The 17,198-nt window shown below is 39.4% G+C and carries 17 protein-coding genes and 1 tRNA gene; 8 read left to right on the plus strand and 10 right to left on the minus strand.

Features of this window, described 5'->3' with window-relative positions; translation table 11 throughout:
• Positions 1–35 precede the first annotated feature (35 nt).
• The 3 genes from PSR9079_RS11215 to PSR9079_RS11225 form a co-directional block, all read right to left on the minus strand.
• The gene (locus PSR9079_RS11215) at positions 36–2,012 is read right to left on the minus strand and encodes a bifunctional diguanylate cyclase/phosphodiesterase (RefSeq protein WP_246175532.1); all 1,977 of its coding nucleotides are present in this window, start codon (positions 2,010–2,012) and stop codon (positions 36–38) included.
• A complete protein-coding gene (locus PSR9079_RS11220; RefSeq protein ID WP_182740707.1) occupies positions 2,012–2,701 on the minus strand; it encodes a transglutaminase-like cysteine peptidase in 690 nt (229 codons plus the stop codon). Before PSR9079_RS11220 ends, PSR9079_RS11215 begins: the two co-directional genes overlap by 1 nt.
• A 200-nt stretch (positions 2,702–2,901) precedes the next feature.
• Complete coding sequence (locus tag PSR9079_RS11225; protein WP_145239567.1) at positions 2,902–3,360, minus strand: LPP20 family lipoprotein; 459 nt, start codon at positions 3,358–3,360, stop codon at positions 2,902–2,904.
• Positions 3,361–3,522: 162 nt separating this feature from the next.
• Between PSR9079_RS11225 and PSR9079_RS11230 the strand changes: the two genes are divergently transcribed.
• A complete protein-coding gene (locus PSR9079_RS11230) occupies positions 3,523–4,716 on the plus strand; it encodes a flagellar assembly protein FlgT (RefSeq protein WP_149981617.1) in 1,194 nt (397 codons plus the stop codon).
• On the opposite strand, the gene PSR9079_RS11235 is transcribed toward PSR9079_RS11230, so the two are convergent.
• The gene (locus PSR9079_RS11235; protein WP_149981619.1) at positions 4,700–5,602 is read right to left on the minus strand and encodes a LysR substrate-binding domain-containing protein; all 903 of its coding nucleotides are present in this window, start codon (positions 5,600–5,602) and stop codon (positions 4,700–4,702) included. The two genes, PSR9079_RS11230 and PSR9079_RS11235, sit on opposite strands and share 17 nt — an antisense overlap.
• Positions 5,603–5,716: 114 nt before the next feature.
• On the opposite strand from PSR9079_RS11235, the gene PSR9079_RS11240 reads away from it, so the two are divergent.
• The 4 genes from PSR9079_RS11240 to PSR9079_RS11255 all read left to right on the plus strand — a co-directional run bounded on the left by PSR9079_RS11240 (position 5,717) and on the right by PSR9079_RS11255 (position 9,876).
• Positions 5,717–6,445, plus strand: a complete 729-nt coding sequence (locus PSR9079_RS11240; protein WP_149981621.1) for a glutathione peroxidase — start codon at positions 5,717–5,719, stop codon at positions 6,443–6,445.
• Positions 6,446–6,585: 140 nt separating this feature from the next.
• Positions 6,586–8,034 carry a dihydrolipoyl dehydrogenase gene (locus PSR9079_RS11245; protein WP_149981624.1) on the plus strand — a complete coding sequence of 483 codons (1,449 nt, stop codon included), beginning with the start codon at positions 6,586–6,588 and terminating at the stop codon, positions 8,032–8,034.
• An 87-nt stretch (positions 8,035–8,121) separates the two neighbouring features.
• Positions 8,122–8,739, plus strand: a complete 618-nt coding sequence (locus PSR9079_RS11250) for a DUF4303 domain-containing protein (protein WP_149981627.1) — start codon at positions 8,122–8,124, stop codon at positions 8,737–8,739.
• A 135-nt stretch (positions 8,740–8,874) separates the two neighbouring features.
• Positions 8,875–9,876: a hypothetical protein gene (locus PSR9079_RS11255; protein WP_149981630.1), complete on the plus strand. Its 1,002-nt coding sequence runs from the start codon at positions 8,875–8,877 to the stop codon at positions 9,874–9,876.
• Between the two features lie 176 nt (positions 9,877–10,052).
• Here the strand turns inward: PSR9079_RS11255 and PSR9079_RS11260 are convergent, their stop codons facing one another.
• Positions 10,053–10,643 carry a hypothetical protein gene (locus tag PSR9079_RS11260; protein WP_149981633.1) on the minus strand — a complete coding sequence of 197 codons (591 nt, stop codon included), beginning with the start codon at positions 10,641–10,643 and terminating at the stop codon, positions 10,053–10,055.
• A gap of 119 nt (positions 10,644–10,762) precedes the next feature.
• Entirely contained in the window at positions 10,763–11,680 is a 918-nt protein-coding gene (locus PSR9079_RS11265) for a LysR family transcriptional regulator (RefSeq protein WP_149981635.1), read from the minus strand.
• Positions 11,681–11,765: 85 nt separating this feature from the next.
• On the opposite strand from PSR9079_RS11265, the gene PSR9079_RS11270 reads away from it, so the two are divergent.
• The 3 genes from PSR9079_RS11270 to PSR9079_RS11285 all read left to right on the plus strand — a co-directional run bounded on the left by PSR9079_RS11270 (position 11,766) and on the right by PSR9079_RS11285 (position 14,949).
• Positions 11,766–12,545 carry an NAD(P)H-dependent oxidoreductase gene (locus PSR9079_RS11270; RefSeq protein ID WP_149981637.1) on the plus strand — a complete coding sequence of 260 codons (780 nt, stop codon included), beginning with the start codon at positions 11,766–11,768 and terminating at the stop codon, positions 12,543–12,545.
• A gap of 728 nt (positions 12,546–13,273) precedes the next feature.
• Complete coding sequence (locus PSR9079_RS11280) at positions 13,274–14,602, plus strand: ATP-binding protein (protein WP_149981639.1); 1,329 nt, start codon at positions 13,274–13,276, stop codon at positions 14,600–14,602.
• The gene (locus tag PSR9079_RS11285; protein ID WP_179959174.1) at positions 14,599–14,949 is read left to right on the plus strand and encodes a type II toxin-antitoxin system RelE/ParE family toxin; all 351 of its coding nucleotides are present in this window, start codon (positions 14,599–14,601) and stop codon (positions 14,947–14,949) included. Before PSR9079_RS11280 ends, PSR9079_RS11285 begins: the two co-directional genes overlap by 4 nt.
• A gap of 64 nt (positions 14,950–15,013) precedes the next feature.
• Here the strand turns inward: PSR9079_RS11285 and PSR9079_RS11290 are convergent.
• The 4 genes from PSR9079_RS11290 to PSR9079_RS11305 form a co-directional block, all read right to left on the minus strand.
• A tRNA-Arg gene (locus PSR9079_RS11290) sits at positions 15,014–15,088 on the minus strand.
• Between the two features lie 147 nt (positions 15,089–15,235).
• The gene (locus PSR9079_RS11295) at positions 15,236–15,901 is read right to left on the minus strand and encodes a FlgO family outer membrane protein (protein ID WP_404699682.1); all 666 of its coding nucleotides are present in this window, start codon (positions 15,899–15,901) and stop codon (positions 15,236–15,238) included.
• Between the two features lie 8 nt (positions 15,902–15,909).
• Positions 15,910–16,590: a FlgO family outer membrane protein gene (locus PSR9079_RS11300; RefSeq protein ID WP_149981648.1), complete on the minus strand. Its 681-nt coding sequence runs from the start codon at positions 16,588–16,590 to the stop codon at positions 15,910–15,912.
• 12 nt (positions 16,591–16,602) lie between these two features.
• Complete coding sequence (locus tag PSR9079_RS11305) at positions 16,603–17,196, minus strand: FlgO family outer membrane protein (protein ID WP_145240937.1); 594 nt, start codon at positions 17,194–17,196, stop codon at positions 16,603–16,605.
• Positions 17,197–17,198 lie beyond the last annotated feature (2 nt).

Raw genomic sequence — 17,198 nt, forward strand, 5'->3', positions numbered from 1 at the left:
ACAAGCTAGCGAAAACCAAACCTAACTAACCTGAACTAATGTAAATGCTCGTCTTCTACTGGTGGTTGAACAATAATGCCATCAAACCCTAACTCTTGTAGGGTCTTTTTATCTTCAGGATTTTTCACACCTTCGGCAATCACTTTGATCCCAATTGAATGCGCAAGCGAACACACGCCTCTTAAAAAAGTCTGGTTGTCTTGGCTGTAACTAATATTGTGCCCGTAGACGCTATCAATCTTTATCATTTCGAGACCTAACTCTTGAATTTTGTTAATTTTATTAAATTCAGGACCGACTCTTTTCAGTGCCACTTTAGCGCCCATACTTTTCACCTGAACACAAAAACGTTTAAATAGCGCAAACTCCGAAACCGCAATACTTTCACGCACATCAAAGCAAATATGCGCTGCTAACTTTGGAAATGCATTTAAGTAGGTCAATATTGCTGCAAGCGCGGCATCATCGAGTAATGTTTCTTGTGACAACTCGATCGAAATAATATTTAAATCTTCGCGTTGCTCAAATGCCCTTACCAAATATTTGATCAGTCCCCAATCTAGTCGAGCAAGTAACTTCAATCGTTTTGCCCATTGCCAATAATAACCACTGCGATAAAGTTCACCATTGAGCAATAAACTCAAGCTCACTTGGTTTTGTAATAACTTACCCGAAAAAGATTTAACCGGATAAAGCAACACATCTAAATCATTATTATCTAACGCGCGCTCAATCGCCTCACGCCAACTAGCAGCGTCAGAAAATAATTCATTGCGCTGCTTATTATTATTAATTTGAACCTGTATTGTCGGCTCTGCCACGGCGGCTTTTAATAAATTATCGACCCGTTTTAATAATGTAAAACGGCTATCTTCACGCTCTATATAACTACAACTGTGTGGGATAGTTAAACCAATATGACTGTATTCTGCCAGTAAAACTGCATGTTGTTTAAGTACCTTCGAACTCAGACTTTCGATATCATCAGTGTCATTTACCAATACCGCAAAATCGCTATGAGACATACGGGCAATATGACTTGCTGAAAAACGATCTTCATTGGCTTCTAAAAAAGCGACCAATGTTTGTGTAAAGCGGCGTAAAAAAGCCACCATCTCAACACGATTGATTTGCTCACTGATCAGGTCAAGATTGACAATACGAAATAAAAATAACGCGCCATGAGCATGTTCTTTTGATTGCTCCAATTGTGCTTCTAAAGTGGCACAAAAATACTCTCGATTCGCCAAGCCAGTTAATTCATCGTGCTGGCTTTTAAAACGAAACTCCTCTAAGCGTTTATTATCTTCTTTAATAATACGACTAAAGCGCGTTGACAGAAGATTCATCGAACTAACTAACCGAGCAAATTCATACGTTTTTGGTACTTTAGATTTAATAAAACGTTTATCACCTAGCGCATTTGCTTGCTGCACAACATCATCTAACGGGCGTAAAATTCGACTTAAAAAATGAGCACTCGCTATACATGCGGTAATCGCCACCATAAAAAAACTCCAGAATAATCGAATCGCGCTCTCCCATAGCGCTTGCTCTGTGTATTGACTATGGCTTTCTACATATAAAGTACCAAACTGCTGCCAGCCATCGCTCACTTGCGCAACGCCTGGCATCACATGTAATTGATAAAGATGATGAAACCAAAGTGGCGCCGATGTATCAAATTCACCACTAAATACTCGTTTTACGATCGGTTCACCTTGCGGGTCCTGCAATTCAATACGTTGGTAGTGCCCTGTATCAAAAGTAGCAGAAATAAGTAGCTCTAATTCAACATGATCTTTATGCAGCTGACTGAGCATTAAAGCCAAGCCATTAGCATTATCAATATTTTTTAAATACAACTGAGAAGAAAAATACTGTTTAGCCGAATACGTACTAATGAGTACACTACTGACGAAACCAATAATTATGACCACTAAAATAGCCAACCACAGTTCTTGGCGTAAAGTGATCTTACTTTCACGTTTAAATAAGGACATAAATGACATCACCAGATAATTCCTTCTTGTTGTGTTTGTTCAATAATTCGTCGCCAGCGAGATAACCTAGCAGTTGGATTGGCAACACTTTGGGTTGAGTTGTTCGCCCACAAGCCTTGGCTGTTAAAACTAAAAACGGGGCTTAGATCGGTGCGTTTAGCGGCAGGCAGTACTTTTGTTATTAAACTATCTAATATCAGCGGTTGTGCATTAGGAGTAACAAAATACCCCAACACCATATGCGCCTGAGTTTGTTTTGAGTTAGGACCGCCGATCTGTGCTTTAACGTAGATCAAACGTAACTTATCATCTTCAATGCCTAGTACTCGCAGACTAATATATTTAGCAATCGCATAATCTTCGCAGTCACCAAGGCCTTTGCCTAATGTTTCAAGTGGCGTTGCCCAGTAATCATTTTGCTGCCATAGCTCAATATCAGTACGATAGCGTAAGTTGCGAGCAAAAAAATCATTTACGATTAAGATTTTTTGTTGCTCAGTTTGATTCTGTGACTGAACCAACATCGTTTGCCAATTACGTGCTACCGCTACGCGCGTTGGTCCAAATTGCAGGTTCATTTTTTCTAAAAAGACATTAAACTGGATGGGGAGACGATCGGCAAAAACCACACTGGTAACTAATATAAACAATAGCGCAAAATGCAGTAACGGGCAGTTACTAAACTTTCGCAAAAGCACGCAGCCAAAGTGCAAAACGCTCACTGACGCGACCATAAGTATATTAATAAAAACCGAGTTATTTTTTTACGTGCCACAAGCTTTATTCAATAAAAAACATTAAATAAAGCATAGCACTGAAGTATTCACTGTGAGATATTTTAGCGTGTCTTTTGTTAGTTACTAACATAACTAACAACTAATTTATTAGATCAAGCGTTTTAGTAATAAGTTACTTTTTTAACTTCGCGTGGTTTAATTTCACCTATGTACAAGTCATGCACCCGCTTCATATCAAGTTGTAACTCAGTGGCATAGGTATCACCTACGGCATAGGTTTTAATTACTTGTGCGCCTTTAATAATCCCTTGTACTTGCCCTTGCAAGTGATCGTTTTGTGCAATACTGCCTTGCACTGTGGTGCCTGCGGTAATTTTTTGCCCATATACTTGCTCTGCCAGCTCACGATACGCTTCTAGTTTTGATGCTTTAATCGCCATTAATGAGCGTTGTGATTGGTTATCACCCGGTTGCGCACTGATCGGCGCATAACCCACGGCTTTTAGAATTGGGTAGTTATCTGGCTCAATATACTTATATTCCACATGTTTATCAAAAATACTGCTACAGCCAGCTAGACCTAAGCTTGCTAATATACAAATTGAAATCACAATACGCATGGCTTCTCTCACGCTTTAAAAGAGTCATTAATAACTAAATCAATGCACGATCAATGCCATAATTAACTGCTATGACGGTTTTAAAGCAACCTTGCAAAACAATTGGTACAGTCCTTGCTCTGTCACTGTTAATAGCAAATGTATATTCATGGGGTTAGGGTAATGAAGCGAATTTTATCAGTGGTAGTAATCGCCAGCAGTTGGCTAAGTATTAGTCTATTTTCCTCCCATACAGTTGCCCAATGGTATGAATCAACCGGCCATGCAAGCATTAAAAATAATGATATCAGTGCGGCAAAATCGGCGGCAATAAAAGATGCTATCACCCAAGCTTTAGTGTTCTCAGGGGCACGCGTCAGCTCAATGCAGACCTTAGTAGATGGGGTGTTAACCCAAGATCAGCTAAAAATAAACAGCCATGGCGAAATTCAAAAGATAGAGATGATCAGCGAAGATCGTAAAGCCGATCAATTTGCAATTACTTTGCGCTTGGATATCTTCCCTCAACAAGAACACTGCCCTGCGAACCAATTTACTAAATTTGTTGCGATCACCCAAACACAATTAAATAATCGCGAACAAGCGAAGATGGGTCAAATATTTGACATTAATAAAGCCACCAGCGAAGCACTCTACAAAACGTTAAATCAATCGGCTATGAATGCTAAACCAACGGCTTATTTTAATTTTCCGATCCGCGTTGGCGAATTTTTTAATCAACAATACGATTACAGTAATGCCCTATTAGAAGAAATATCGAGCCGCAGTAATTCTCAGTATGTATTGTTAAGTCAAATTGTTGATATCTCAAATGGCGATAAACTCAATAACAGTTATGCTTTTTGGCAGGACGAAACCTACCAACGTTCATATAAAATAGATTTTGCCTTATTTGATGGCACCACTTACGAGCGAATGTGGCAAAAAAGTTATCGCAGTCAAGCTATCTGGCCATTTGAAAAAACTGCAATTATTGACGTGTTTAGTGATAAATTTTGGAGTTCAGATTACGGCCAAAATATAGCCGACATAAACCAAACCGTTAGTTACGACTTACAAGCCGCAATGGCTTGCCTTGAAACCCAAGGTAAAATATTACATATAGAAAACAATAAGCTAATCATTAATTTAGGCAAAGCCCATGGTATTGAAAAAGGCCAACGCTTAAATATTGCACATCATAACTATTTAACGGATGCAGCGGGAAATAAAATGCCACACCTGATCACCACGCTCAATCAAATACAAGTTGAGCAGGTATATCAACAAAGTGCGGTTGCCGTCAGTATTGACCAACAACCACTGCCTAATATTCAAATAAATGATGTAGTAGAACTGACTAATTTAGAGCCTTAGTCAATTGTTGGTGTAAGCTTGGGTGCTCAATAAGCCAATTAGCAAGTAATTCAATGCCCGCTAAATGCGGGTAATGTTTACGACAGGCCAACACTACACTTCGCTGTTGAGTTGGGAAGATTGGCAAGTAGCTAATACCTGCGCGCTCTGTGCACGCAAGCTTAGGCACGAAGGTTACCCCATCATCCATAGCCACCAATGCTAATAAGGTTTCTAAGCTATTACCTCGGTACTCATTGGACACATCAACCCCAGCGGCAAAACAAAATTGCTGGGCTTGATCTTTAAAACAATGACCATCGCTGAGCATCAATAAACTGCACTCTTGTAGCTCATCTAACGCTATTTTACTGCGTTTTGCTAAACTATTTTGCGCTGACATAGCGACCAGAAAGTCTTCTTTATATAATTTAACTGTATGATAAAGTTTAAGTTCAGGCACATCTGCTAATATAGCAATATCTAACTCACCGTTATCCAGTGCGCTTAATATAGTCGCGGTTTGCATCTCAACAAAAGCAAATTGGCTATCAGCAAACGCTTCTTTCATCGAGGTGAGTAAGGTGGGTAATAAATACGGTGCAATCGTTGGAATAATGCCTATTCTTACTTTACCTTGTAGTGGCGACGATGACGTTGCTGCTAGCTCTTTTAATATTTGGGTTTGCTCTAAGATCACTTTGATCTGTGTCAACAAACGTTCACCTTGAGCCGTTAAAGTAACCTGCTTAGTAGAGCGGTCAAATAAAGTAACACCCAGCTCTTGTTCAAGTTTTTTAACCTGTCCACTGAGAGTGGGTTGACTGACAAAACATGCATCGGCGGCTTTACGAAAATGCTTAAAGTGCGCAATCGCTTTTACGTATTCAAGATCTTTTAAATTCACTGCAAACTCACAATTAATCGGTAATACCTATCATACTAATATAAACAAACGATTGGAGCTATTATAACTTTCACGACATAATGGCTATCAACAAATCAAGAGGAACTAAAAAACATGTTAAAGAATATTGAAGGTCAAACAATTCCACAGGTTACATTTGCAACACGTCAAAATGACGAATGGAAATCAGTAACTACCGATGACATTTTTAAAGGTAAAACAGTGGTTGTGTTTTCACTACCCGGTGCATTTACACCAACCTGTTCATCAACTCACTTACCACGCTACAACGAATTAGCTGGTGTACTTAAACAAAACGGCGTTGACGACATTGTGTGTGTATCAGTAAACGATACCTTTGTAATGAATGCATGGGCTGAGCATCAAGAAGCACAAAACATTACCTTATTACCAGACGGTAACGGCGAATTCACTGACGGCATGGGCATGTTAGTTGATAAAAACGATTTAGGTTTTGGCAAACGCAGCTGGAGATACTCTATGCTGGTTAAAGATGGCGTAATTGAAAAAATGTTCATCGAACCAGATTTACCTGGCGACCCGTTTGAAGTATCAGATGCAGACACTATGCTTGATTACATCAACCCTAAACAAGTTAAACCAGAGCCGGTGAGCATTTTCACTAAACCTGGCTGCCCTTTCTGTAAAAAAGCGAAAGCATTATTAACAGAGAAAGGCCTAGTATACGAAGAGATCACTATGGGTGCTGGCGCATCACTGACTAGCCTAAAAGCAATTTCAGGCCGTGAGACCGTACCACAAGTATTTATCGGCGGTAAGCACATTGGTGGCTCTGACGATTTAGAAAAATACTTTGCTTAATTAAGTAAATACCTTAAGCAAATAATAAGGGGCAGCAATGCCCCTATCCATACCCTTTTTAAATACCCATTTTAAATACCTATTTTATTAACTAATTTAAAAACCAGTTTTTTAATAAAATTGGTATTGAGGACATCACCATGAAAGAACTAAACACAGACGTTGTTGTAATCGGTGCTGGCACCGCAGGTTTAAGCGCTTACCGCAATGCAAAACAACACACGTCTAACGTATTAATGATTGAAGCAGGCCCATACGGTACAACCTGTGCGCGTGTTGGCTGTATGCCAAGTAAATTACTTATTGCCGCCGCAGAAGCCGCCCATGCAATTGAAGCCGCGCCAGCCTTTGGTGTGCACAGCTCAAAACCAAGCATAAACGGTGTTGAAGTAATGGCACGCGTGCGCAATGAGCGTGACCGCTTCGTAGGTTTTGTAGTAGAAGCCGTCGATGACATTCCAAGCGATGATAAAATAGTAGGCTACGCAAAATTTTTAGATGCCAATCGCGTACAGATTGACGACCATACAATTATTACCGCTAAGCGCTTTGTAATTGCTACCGGCTCTCGCCCTTCATACCCTGGGGTATTTAATAACTTTGGCGACAGACTGATCATTAACGATGACGTTTTCGATTGGCAAGACTTGCCAGAGTCAGTTGCTGTATTTGGCCCTGGTGTTATTGGTCTCGAAATTGGCCAAGCGCTACACCGCTTAGGTGTTAAGGTAAAACTATTTGGTGTGGGTGGCGCGATTGGCCCAATTACCGACCCAGTTATAAAAGACTACGCAAATACTGTATTTGCTGAAGAGTTTTTTGTCGATACCGATTCAAACGTATCCGATATGAAACAAGTAGGCGATAAAGCGCAGCTTACCTATGTCGACAAAAACGGCAACAAACAAACCGAGCAATTTGATTACGTACTTGCCGCGACGGGCCGCGTACCAAACACCGATAAACTCGGTCTTGAAAACACCGGCATTGAGCTTGATGAACGTGGCGTACCAATCGCTGATAAACACACAATGCAATGTGGCGACTCCAATATATTTATTGCTGGGGACGCCAGTAACATGATCCCACTACTGCACGAAGCGAGCGACCAAGGCTCCATCGCAGGGCAAAACGCGGGGCGTTTCCCTGATGTACGTATTGGCCTGCGCCGAGCGCCAATTGCAGCCGTTTTCAGCGACCCACAAATTGCTATGGTCGGTGAAACGTACAAGCAAATAACGGCTCGTTATGGTGAGTGTGGTTGTTTTGAAATTGGCGAGGTCAGCTTTGAAAACCAAGGCCGCAGCCGCGTGATGCTGAAAAATAAAGGTCATATGCGTTTATACGCAGAGCAAGGCACAGGCTTATTTTTAGGTGCTGAGTTTATTGGCCCACAAGCTGAGCATATCGCCCACCTACTGGCATGGGCTGTACAAAACAAAATGACTGTACCACAAATGCTCGACATGCCATTTTATCACCCAGTGATAGAAGAAGGCCTACGTACCGCACTGCGTGATTTAAACGCTAAGCTGAAATTTGGCCCAGATATCATTAACCAATGTATGGAATGTGGCCCTGGGGCATAAATAATAAAAAGCCAGTTAATTTAATTAATTGGCTTTATTACGTATGATAAACTGCCAAATTATTAATTTTTTACAAGGAATGATTACATGGGAACTGACTTTTCTACTTTTGAAGAAGCGTTATATTTAGATAGTAAAAAAGCATTCAAGCAAATTTTAGCTGACTTGGGTGATGATATTTATGTAATCGGTTTTTATCACTCTGGTAGCTGTTCATTTTTACCTATGTTCAATACTCATACTGATTTTCAAAGCACATTTGAAGACGAATATGACTGCGAAGAAGATGACCGTTTACTCGCTAAATGGAACGTCAGTGACTTTCCATCATTAGAAGATTACTCAGAATATTTTGAACACAGTAGTGAAATTCTACAAACACTCGACAATGACGATAGCTATGAAATAGTCAGTGATGAAGAAATCCAAAAATATTGGCAAGCATGGTTATCAACCTTAGAGCGCGTGTTAATTCGCTTAGATAACGAAGGTGTATTTTCAGAAGGTGTAGAGCGAAACTCAATCACGCTTGCCATACTCGCTTACGATGAAACTGAAGATGAGCAATTTTCACGCATTAAACGCATGAATCCGCCCGCTGTTTTAGCAACTATTGAAACCGATTTTGAAACAATGATTGCCAGCCGTAACGAAGCAGAGCAATTAGCGATGGCAGAATTTGAGCGTATGTTACAAGAGCGTTAGTTTTTAATAAATAGCTCTATATTGGCGCATAGTAAGTAATTGAGTAAAGACGAATTCAGCTATGGCTGCATTTCAATAAAATACATTAAAGCGAGCCTTTTTATAGGCTCGCCAAGTAGCTAAAAGGAATTTTATATGTGGTTTGAAAAACTGACAGGCTTTAGTGAAGAATCCCCGTTACAAGTGCATAAAAATTTATCAGTTAACGGTAATATTTTAAAATCTCATATTAATGCAAAGGAATATCATTGCGGCTTGTTAGAAACACCATCATTAGCCGAATTAAGAAATCGCGTTAATTATAATAAAGCGCTAGATACAAAAAACTCTATTCGTGAAATCGTTGCGAATGTTCAAGACCTTCATACTGATAAGAACAATGTCGGCGCATTATTTCAAGTTGCCTCACAATTCAACCTCTTAGAAATGGTTTCTCCTGATGTTACACCTGAGCATGGTGTCGATGGCTATGAGTATGATCGTACTCAAGGACCTGCTTGCGCTATAGCTGCAGGTGCCGGAACTATTTATCGAAACTATTTTGCAAACGTAAATGGTGAAATTGGTCAAACGGCTAATAATCAGATCGATTGCCTGAGTGACATTGGTGCCGCATTAGGAAATAAAAATAACCGTCTTTGGCAAATGAAAAATGGTTATGCTTTGGCATCTGAACAGGGGTTGACAGAAATAAATGAAAAAATTAACTCAACGACTGAATCTGAACTCGACAAATTAAAAGCTTTGTTACGCATTGGCATCCAATGGGATACAGAGGTGACACTAAATACTCAAAAGCAAACAGTCAGCCAAGTTTATTGTTCAGCGCTTCCTGTTGCATATTCACAAATACCTTCAAAGTTATGGGCTAATTTTGCCAAACTGATATTAGAGGCTTGTTACGAAGCAACAATATGCTCTGCTATTTTGAACTATCAAAAAACAGGAAACAATAAAGTATACCTAACACTTATTGGTGGTGGCGTATTTGGTAATGATAGACAATGGATTTTACAAGCCATTGAGCGCGCCTTGAAACTATACGAGTACGCAGACCTTGATATATTTATTGTAAGTTACGGCTCTTGTGATCCTTATGTTCAAAAATTCATAGATAATTTTTCAAAAAATAAATGATAACTACAGTAAAAAGCTAGCGTCATTAATAACGAAACCTTACCAACATAAGCTTTAAGAGCGTTGGTAAGGCGCTAGTCTTTTCATTATTAATCCAACGGCTTTTTATTTCATTAAAAATTGTTAAGGCTAATGAGCAGCACTCTAGGGAAATTAATCAGAGTAAGCATTACAACTTAAAAATATGTGAGTAGGTCAGTATTAAAAACTAACCCAGATAAATTATTATCATTAACTAATTCTTTAAAATCATCGGTGCAGTAAAGTGACAAGCCTGATTGCAATTTCGATTTAAAAATAAGTTTATTTCTTACATCCTCCTTATCGAATGCAAGTGACTTTAATTCATCTTCATAGCCATCCAGATAGGCTTTTTCTGTCAAGCTCAAATCTTCTTGAGCAAAAGTAAGTGGGTTGAATAAATATAATTTATCGCCATCAGTCTTTAAGTTAATAAATTCGCCAAATTCACTTAAAGGAGCGCTTAAATATGTGTAGGCAGTTTTGTTTAACACTAAAAAAGAGCTGTATAAATTAATGTCATAATTCTGCTTTTTTGCTCTTTCGAGATGCTTACATGTAAACCCACGAGGAGATAATGCTGTTAATGTGACGTTTCCTTGAGGAACATCGCTCATAACTGTACGAATAATAGCATCACTCATAGGCTCATTAGCGTTTTTAACTATCTGCTTTGCCATTTCCATTATATCGAGATCAATTACATCATAGGTATTTGTCGGTTTTCTAAGCTGGTACACATTCATTATAGGTCCTTTCCTAGCTATTTCTAAAAGCTAACGGTTAACTTAATTTAATTTAATTTAAAGGCATATTTAGGTATTTACGGTGGAAGATCAAAATGAATGATACGAAAATCTGACACTTATTTGCTTATTCCTGGTATTTTTAAACACTCCTCACTAATAAAGTCAATCAATGCTCTTACCCTCAGTAACTCAGCTTTTTGCGGCACATATAACAAACTTAGCTGCACAGCTGGTAGCGAATAGTCTTTAACAATTTCAAGCAAAGAGTTTGATAACAGATAATCGTTTACAAGCCAGTTATGCACCGGCGCAATCCCTCTCCCATCAGCTACTAACTGTTTGACTGCCAATCCGTTATCAACTTTTAAGTTTCCAGTTAATTTTATATCAATAACTTCGTCATTGCCTCTATTCGTTACACTCAGCTTTTCGCTATTGATAATATTTTTCATTAGCACGCAATCAAGCTTTGCTAAATCATTAATTTTTGGGCTGTACCCTAAGTCGTTTAGATAACTAGGCGAACTTACAAATAGTCGTTCACTATAACCCAACACCTTTAATTTAAGTGAACTATCCGATAAAGGCCCCAACCGAATTGCAATGTCCACATCGTCTTTAACCAAATCAATGCGCTCGTCAGTCAAACTCAATTCAATATTCGTATTTGGATTCATCGACTGAAATTTATTAATGATTTTACAAAAATAAAGAACCCCCAACGACACAGTACAAGAAACTTTTATTTTTCCTTCTGTAGAGCTGTTTTTACCTACCGTTTGCGTTAGATTCTCTACTAAGTTTAGAATTTCAATACACTTATCGTAAAACATCTTTCCTTCAGAAGTTAAAGTTAAACTGCGTGTAGTTCTGGTAATTAATGGGGAGTGCAACTCTTCTTCAAGTTCAGCAATATGCCTTGTCACACTTGGCTGTGCAATACCTAGTTCTTTTGCCGCTTTTGAAAACTTCCCAGACTCAGCAACCCTAACGAATGTACGCATTCTATCTAGTGATAAATTCTTTTTATTCATATTTCAAATAATTAATATACATAAATCCATAATTATAATTTATATGAAACCTCATATAATGTCATTTTTAACTTAGAGTATTTGTATGAACGTTTTAATTATTTACGCACACCCAGAACCAAAATCGCTTAATGGATCTATTTTAAACATACTTAAAGAGCAACTTAACTTAGCCAAATACAATATAAAAATTTCAGATTTATATGCACAAAACTGGAAATCAGAAGTCTCTAGAGAAGATTTTAGCGAGCTTGATGCAGGCTCTCGATTAAAAGTGCCCCATGCGTCGGGAATATCAACGGCTAATGGCAGCCTTAGCGCTGATGTGATACTCGAACAAGAAAAGTTACTATGGGCCGATACTGTTATTTTTTTATTTCCGCTTTGGTGGTATTCGATGCCAGCGATTTTAAAAGGTTGGTTTGATAGAGTTTATTCTTATGGTTTTGCCTATGGTGTTGGTGAACATAATGATACTAAATGGGGAGAGAGGTTTGGCGAAGGCAAACTTCAAGGTAAAAAAGCCATGCTTATTGTCACTGCCGGTGGATGGCAAGAGCACTATTCGAGTATGGGGATAAATGGCTCAATCGATGACTTGTTGTTTCCAATTAACCACAATATGCTTTTTTATCCAGGGTTTGATGTTTTGCCTCCCTTGGTTTTCTACCAAGCAGATAGAACAGCAAAGACTGAATTTGAGATGATCAAGCAAGCCATTATCGAAAGAGTAAATACCTTAGAGGTAACCCAAGCCATAAACTACAGAAAACAGAACTTTGGAGATTACACCATTCCACAAATGCAATTAAAGCCCCATTTAGTTAATGGTAAAAAAGGCTTTAGTATTCATACTAAAGAATAATACAAAACTAAGTCATTGATAGCCTGTGGAAATAACATGTACTGACGGTTAAATCATCAACACAGATAATAACTTTCCTGAGGTGGTGAACCGCTCCTTGATATTAGACCAAGATGCTGCACCACTCCAGGTTTTCAAGAAAAACACCATATAACTGAGCACTTACCAATAGTATTCGCTTACATAATTATACTGAGCCAAAGGTGCATATTCTCCCCAGCGTTGAGGTAACAATAAAACCAGCTCGTCCGCAGCGTAGTTGCATAACTAATGCACTAACCCCGCTGGCACATGTAGGCCTTGTTGCGGGCTTTATATCGGTAACAAAGTCGCCTGCCCATTAAGTACAAAAAAGAACTGCTCTGCAAACTCATGCTTATGCGACTGCTCCCCGTCGGCACTCGCTCTTGGATCACATTCAATGCACTACTCTTCACCAAATGCCAACCATCACAATTATCACCCTTATGCCCCCAGTTATAATGTTCAGCGTTATCGACTGAAATAGGCATTGCCATATCTTCGCTATCCCTTAAAAGCTACTGCACAACAAAGTAAAACATCACCGTTTAAAATAGTAGTCAATTTAATTTATACAAGGAAACCACACTTATTCGCGCATAAAAGTGTGAAAAAACACATTTATTAGCGCGTAAAAGTGTAAAAACTTGCATTTATTCGCGCAATAAAGTGTAATTAATCATCTAGTGAGTAATACGAGACCTGCCATGCAACGATTAATTTTAGAAAAGTTATTAGATTGGAAATCTAAGCCAGCACGAAAACCCTTATTAATTGATGGCGCTCGCCAAACAGGTAAAACTTATTTATTACAAACTCTATTAGGCAGTACCTTTGCAAACGTGATTCGAATCGATTTTTTAGAGTCCCCGCAAATGAGTGAAGCATTCGCAGATTCGTTATCCCCCGAAAACGTACTATCTAATATAGAGCTACTTACAGGAAAAACGTTTGACCCTAATACAGATCTACTGATCCTTGATGAAATAGGCGAATGCCCTAAAGCAGTCACGTCCCTCAAATACTTTGCTGAACAAGCGCCGCATATGCATATTGCCGCCAGTGGTTCTAATATCGGATTATTAAACTCCTTTCCTGTAGGTAAAGTGGAGCAACATAATCTGCGCCCTCTCACATTTCGTGAGTTTCTGATCGCCTCGAAAGAAACCGCTCTAATTAAGGCATTTGCAGCACAAACAAACTCAAGTGCAGCACATAGTAAATTATTCTCAAAACTCACTGATTATTACTTTACGGGTGGTATGCCAGAGGCTGTAAGTACATGGTTCGATTTATCTGATCACAGTATCATTGACCGCGTTCAAGCTGTAACAGACATTCATAAAAATTTAGTACTGGGCTATCAACGAGACTTCAGCAAATACTCAGGAAAAGTAGATGCAGGTTTAATCGAAGCTGTATTTAATAATGTTCCAGCACAGCTATCATCAGTGATAGATGAATCGATTAATCGCTTTAAATTTAAAGGGATGCACGATAAAAAATCTCGCTATAGTGATTTTGAAAGCGCTATTTCTTGGTTAAATAAGTGCCGCTTGATACTCAAAAACCACCCTATTGACGGTACACCTAAAAGCCCATTAGCAGCATATAAAAAAGACAATATAGTTAAATTATTTCTTTTTGATGTGGGCTTATTAAATCATATGCTAAACATTGGGTATAAAGAGATAAAACAACAAGGCTATGAATACAAAGGCTTTGTGGCCGAAAACTTTGTACAACAAGAGCTCGCTGCACAAGGCATTGACCCAACATATTCATGGGGTGATGCAAGAGCGGAGATCGAATTTGTGGTCTCTGATGACGAAGGCAACATACTGCCTATCGAAGTAAAAAGTGGTAAACGCACCAAAGCAAAATCACTACAATCGTACATAAATAAATGCCAGCCCATCAAAACAATTAAACTCACAGGCACGCAAGGCTCATCACCACTGGAAAAGGAGTATATTGTCCTCCCGCTCTACTACAGTGAATATGTAGTAAGCAAACACCTGAGGCTGATGAATTGATAAAAGATAGACCTATCAAACTAGGCAGCAATTTAAACATCGTTGAGGAAACCGCCGAGTGCTTACAAAGCTACTATGATGGTGAACTCATACTCAAAGTAAAGGGCTTATGGTTCGCGGGTAAATTCAGAGGCAATGAGCCACTGTTTAAATTAATTGTTGGAACACCAGGCCTATGGGAAGTCAGATTCAGTGCCTTTTCAGGAGGAGCGATTAGGATGCTTTATAGAACTTACAATAATAAGAATATTCTCTTAGTAGGTTTCATTAAAAAATCTGACAATGAAGGATACAAACAAAATATACAACAAGCTGAAGATATATTTATCAAAACATACGCAGCTTGAGCTACATATGTGCTACACAGAAAGATGAGAAGCAAGGGTTAAAACCGTAACTCATTGATTTAATTGGTAGCCCCTGCAGGAATCGAACCTGCAACTGCCCCTTAGGAGGGGGCCGTTATATCCATTTAACTAAGAGGCCACTCTGATAGCTGATAGCTGATAGCTGATAGCTGATAGCTGATAGCTGATAGCTGATAGCTGATAGCTGATAGCTGATAGCTGATAGCAAAATTATAACGGTTTATCCTATTTACAATCAAGCAGTTAAATGGATTTTATAACGATGCTAGTTAATACTCGCGCGTTGTAGGTGAATATCGGCGTTGTTGAGTACGTAATAAGGCAGTATTTTGTTGCTGCTGGCAACTACGCGTTTGCTGGTGATATCAATAATACGGGCGTTTACTTCAACACCGTTGCTGCGGTAGATCAAGGTGCCTGATAACACATGACTGGCGATGCGTTGATCCGCTAACTGCTCTATATCGCGTGAAAATACAAAGTCACCACGTGGGTTCATAGTTATTTGATCGGTGGTTTTAAAGTCAACAATACCATAACCAAATTTTTGCAGTTGATGAATAAAACTCTCTGATAACTGGTTGCCTAATTGGCTGCTGTTATTAAGGCTGGCATCTAAATCTACAAATGAAGTAACGGCAATCGAAGTATCAAGCTCTGTTTGCATTGTGTCGACTAAGTCTAACGCCATTTGCTCTACGTAATTAACCAGTGTTTTATGATGCTTGTTAGGAAAAAACTGCGCACCACTATCTAATGGCTCGGCACTATTCATTTGTACTTGTTTTAGCATTTGAGTAAGGTCATATCGGCTAGTCGTGCTTTGGACTGGCTCAACTGGCGCTGCATCATTAGTCATACTGCATGCGCTGAGGATGCTGATCACCCCCCCTACGGTTAATAACTTAGTGCTGTGGATTAGCTTACCCATCATTGGCCTCACTTACTCGCTTGTTTTAGCATTACGCCATCAGTGCGATAGCTGCTGTCGAGTGCATCAACAACGGATTGCGGAATAAACCCTTGTGCAGAGCCAACCACAGCCTTACTAGCTAAACCAATAATTCGGGCATTGACTAGTACACCACCTTGGTGATTTACCATAGTGCCCGCCAGTACGTAGTTGAAGTTTTGATCTTGGCTTAGCTCTAAATAGTCGCGACTAAATACAAAGTCGCCAGAGGGAGTAACACGCATGTAGTCGGTGGTTTTAAAGTCGATCACCGGTACGCCAAAACTGTGTAGCTCGTGCATAAAACTTTCGGCGATTTGATTACCTAACAATGTGCCGTCGTTGTAATCATCATCTAAAAAGATAAAGCTTGATACGGCCAGCGGCGTTTTGGTATTTACGTATTGTAAATTTTCAGCCATATCTTGCATTATGCCACGTACATAATGATTAATATTTTTACGTGTTGGGACTGTGACTTGGCTGCTATCGTTCATCACTGGAATATTGTTTTGATAAAATGTATTATTTTGCCCAGGAGCAGCAACCATTCTTTGATCACCCTCTAACTGCGCAGAGTTATCAGTTTGTGCTGTTTTGCCCGGTTCCATCATTTGCGCGCAACCAAAACCCAGTGGCAAACATAAAGTTAATATTAAGCGTTTCATGAGAGCTCCTAATTAGTATTCGCTGCGGTAAATATAACCGTCGCGCTGTTGTATTTTTTCATCGCCCCACATCACATTTATGGGGATCTCTGTACTGGCGGCAGATACAACGCGGCTATCTTGCGTATTTACCATACGGGCGTTAACTATATAGGCATGTTGTTGCCGTGTTAAGGTACCCGTGATAACAAAGTCAATATTCTGACGTTGGCGTAATTTGCTTATGTCGCGACTTAATATACCATCTGCGTTGCTGGCTAAATTAAGGTGTTTTTCAAGGCGATATTCAATAGTGTTATAGCCAAGTTGGGTAAACTGAGTAAGTAAGCTTTCTTGAATTTGCTGACTCAACCCTGCGCCCTGCCCTTGTGCCAGCTCACTGTCTAGCGCGTTGGCTAAGTAAAAGCTAGTAACGGCAATCCGTGCAGAGCTTTTAAACGGCCCTTGCACATGGCTCAATTGACTACTCAAGTCGCTCACATACTGATGCACAGTATAAGGTGCCATTGTTGCTTTTGGGGCATTGGTACTTGGTGCTGGCGGTTTTTCTTGCGTTAAACTACACGCAGTTAGACTCAGCAATAATAAACATAACAAAAGGCGCATAA

Source organism: Pseudoalteromonas rhizosphaerae, assembly GCF_902498845.1.
GTDB classification, from domain to species: Bacteria; Pseudomonadota; Gammaproteobacteria; order Enterobacterales; family Alteromonadaceae; genus Pseudoalteromonas; species Pseudoalteromonas rhizosphaerae.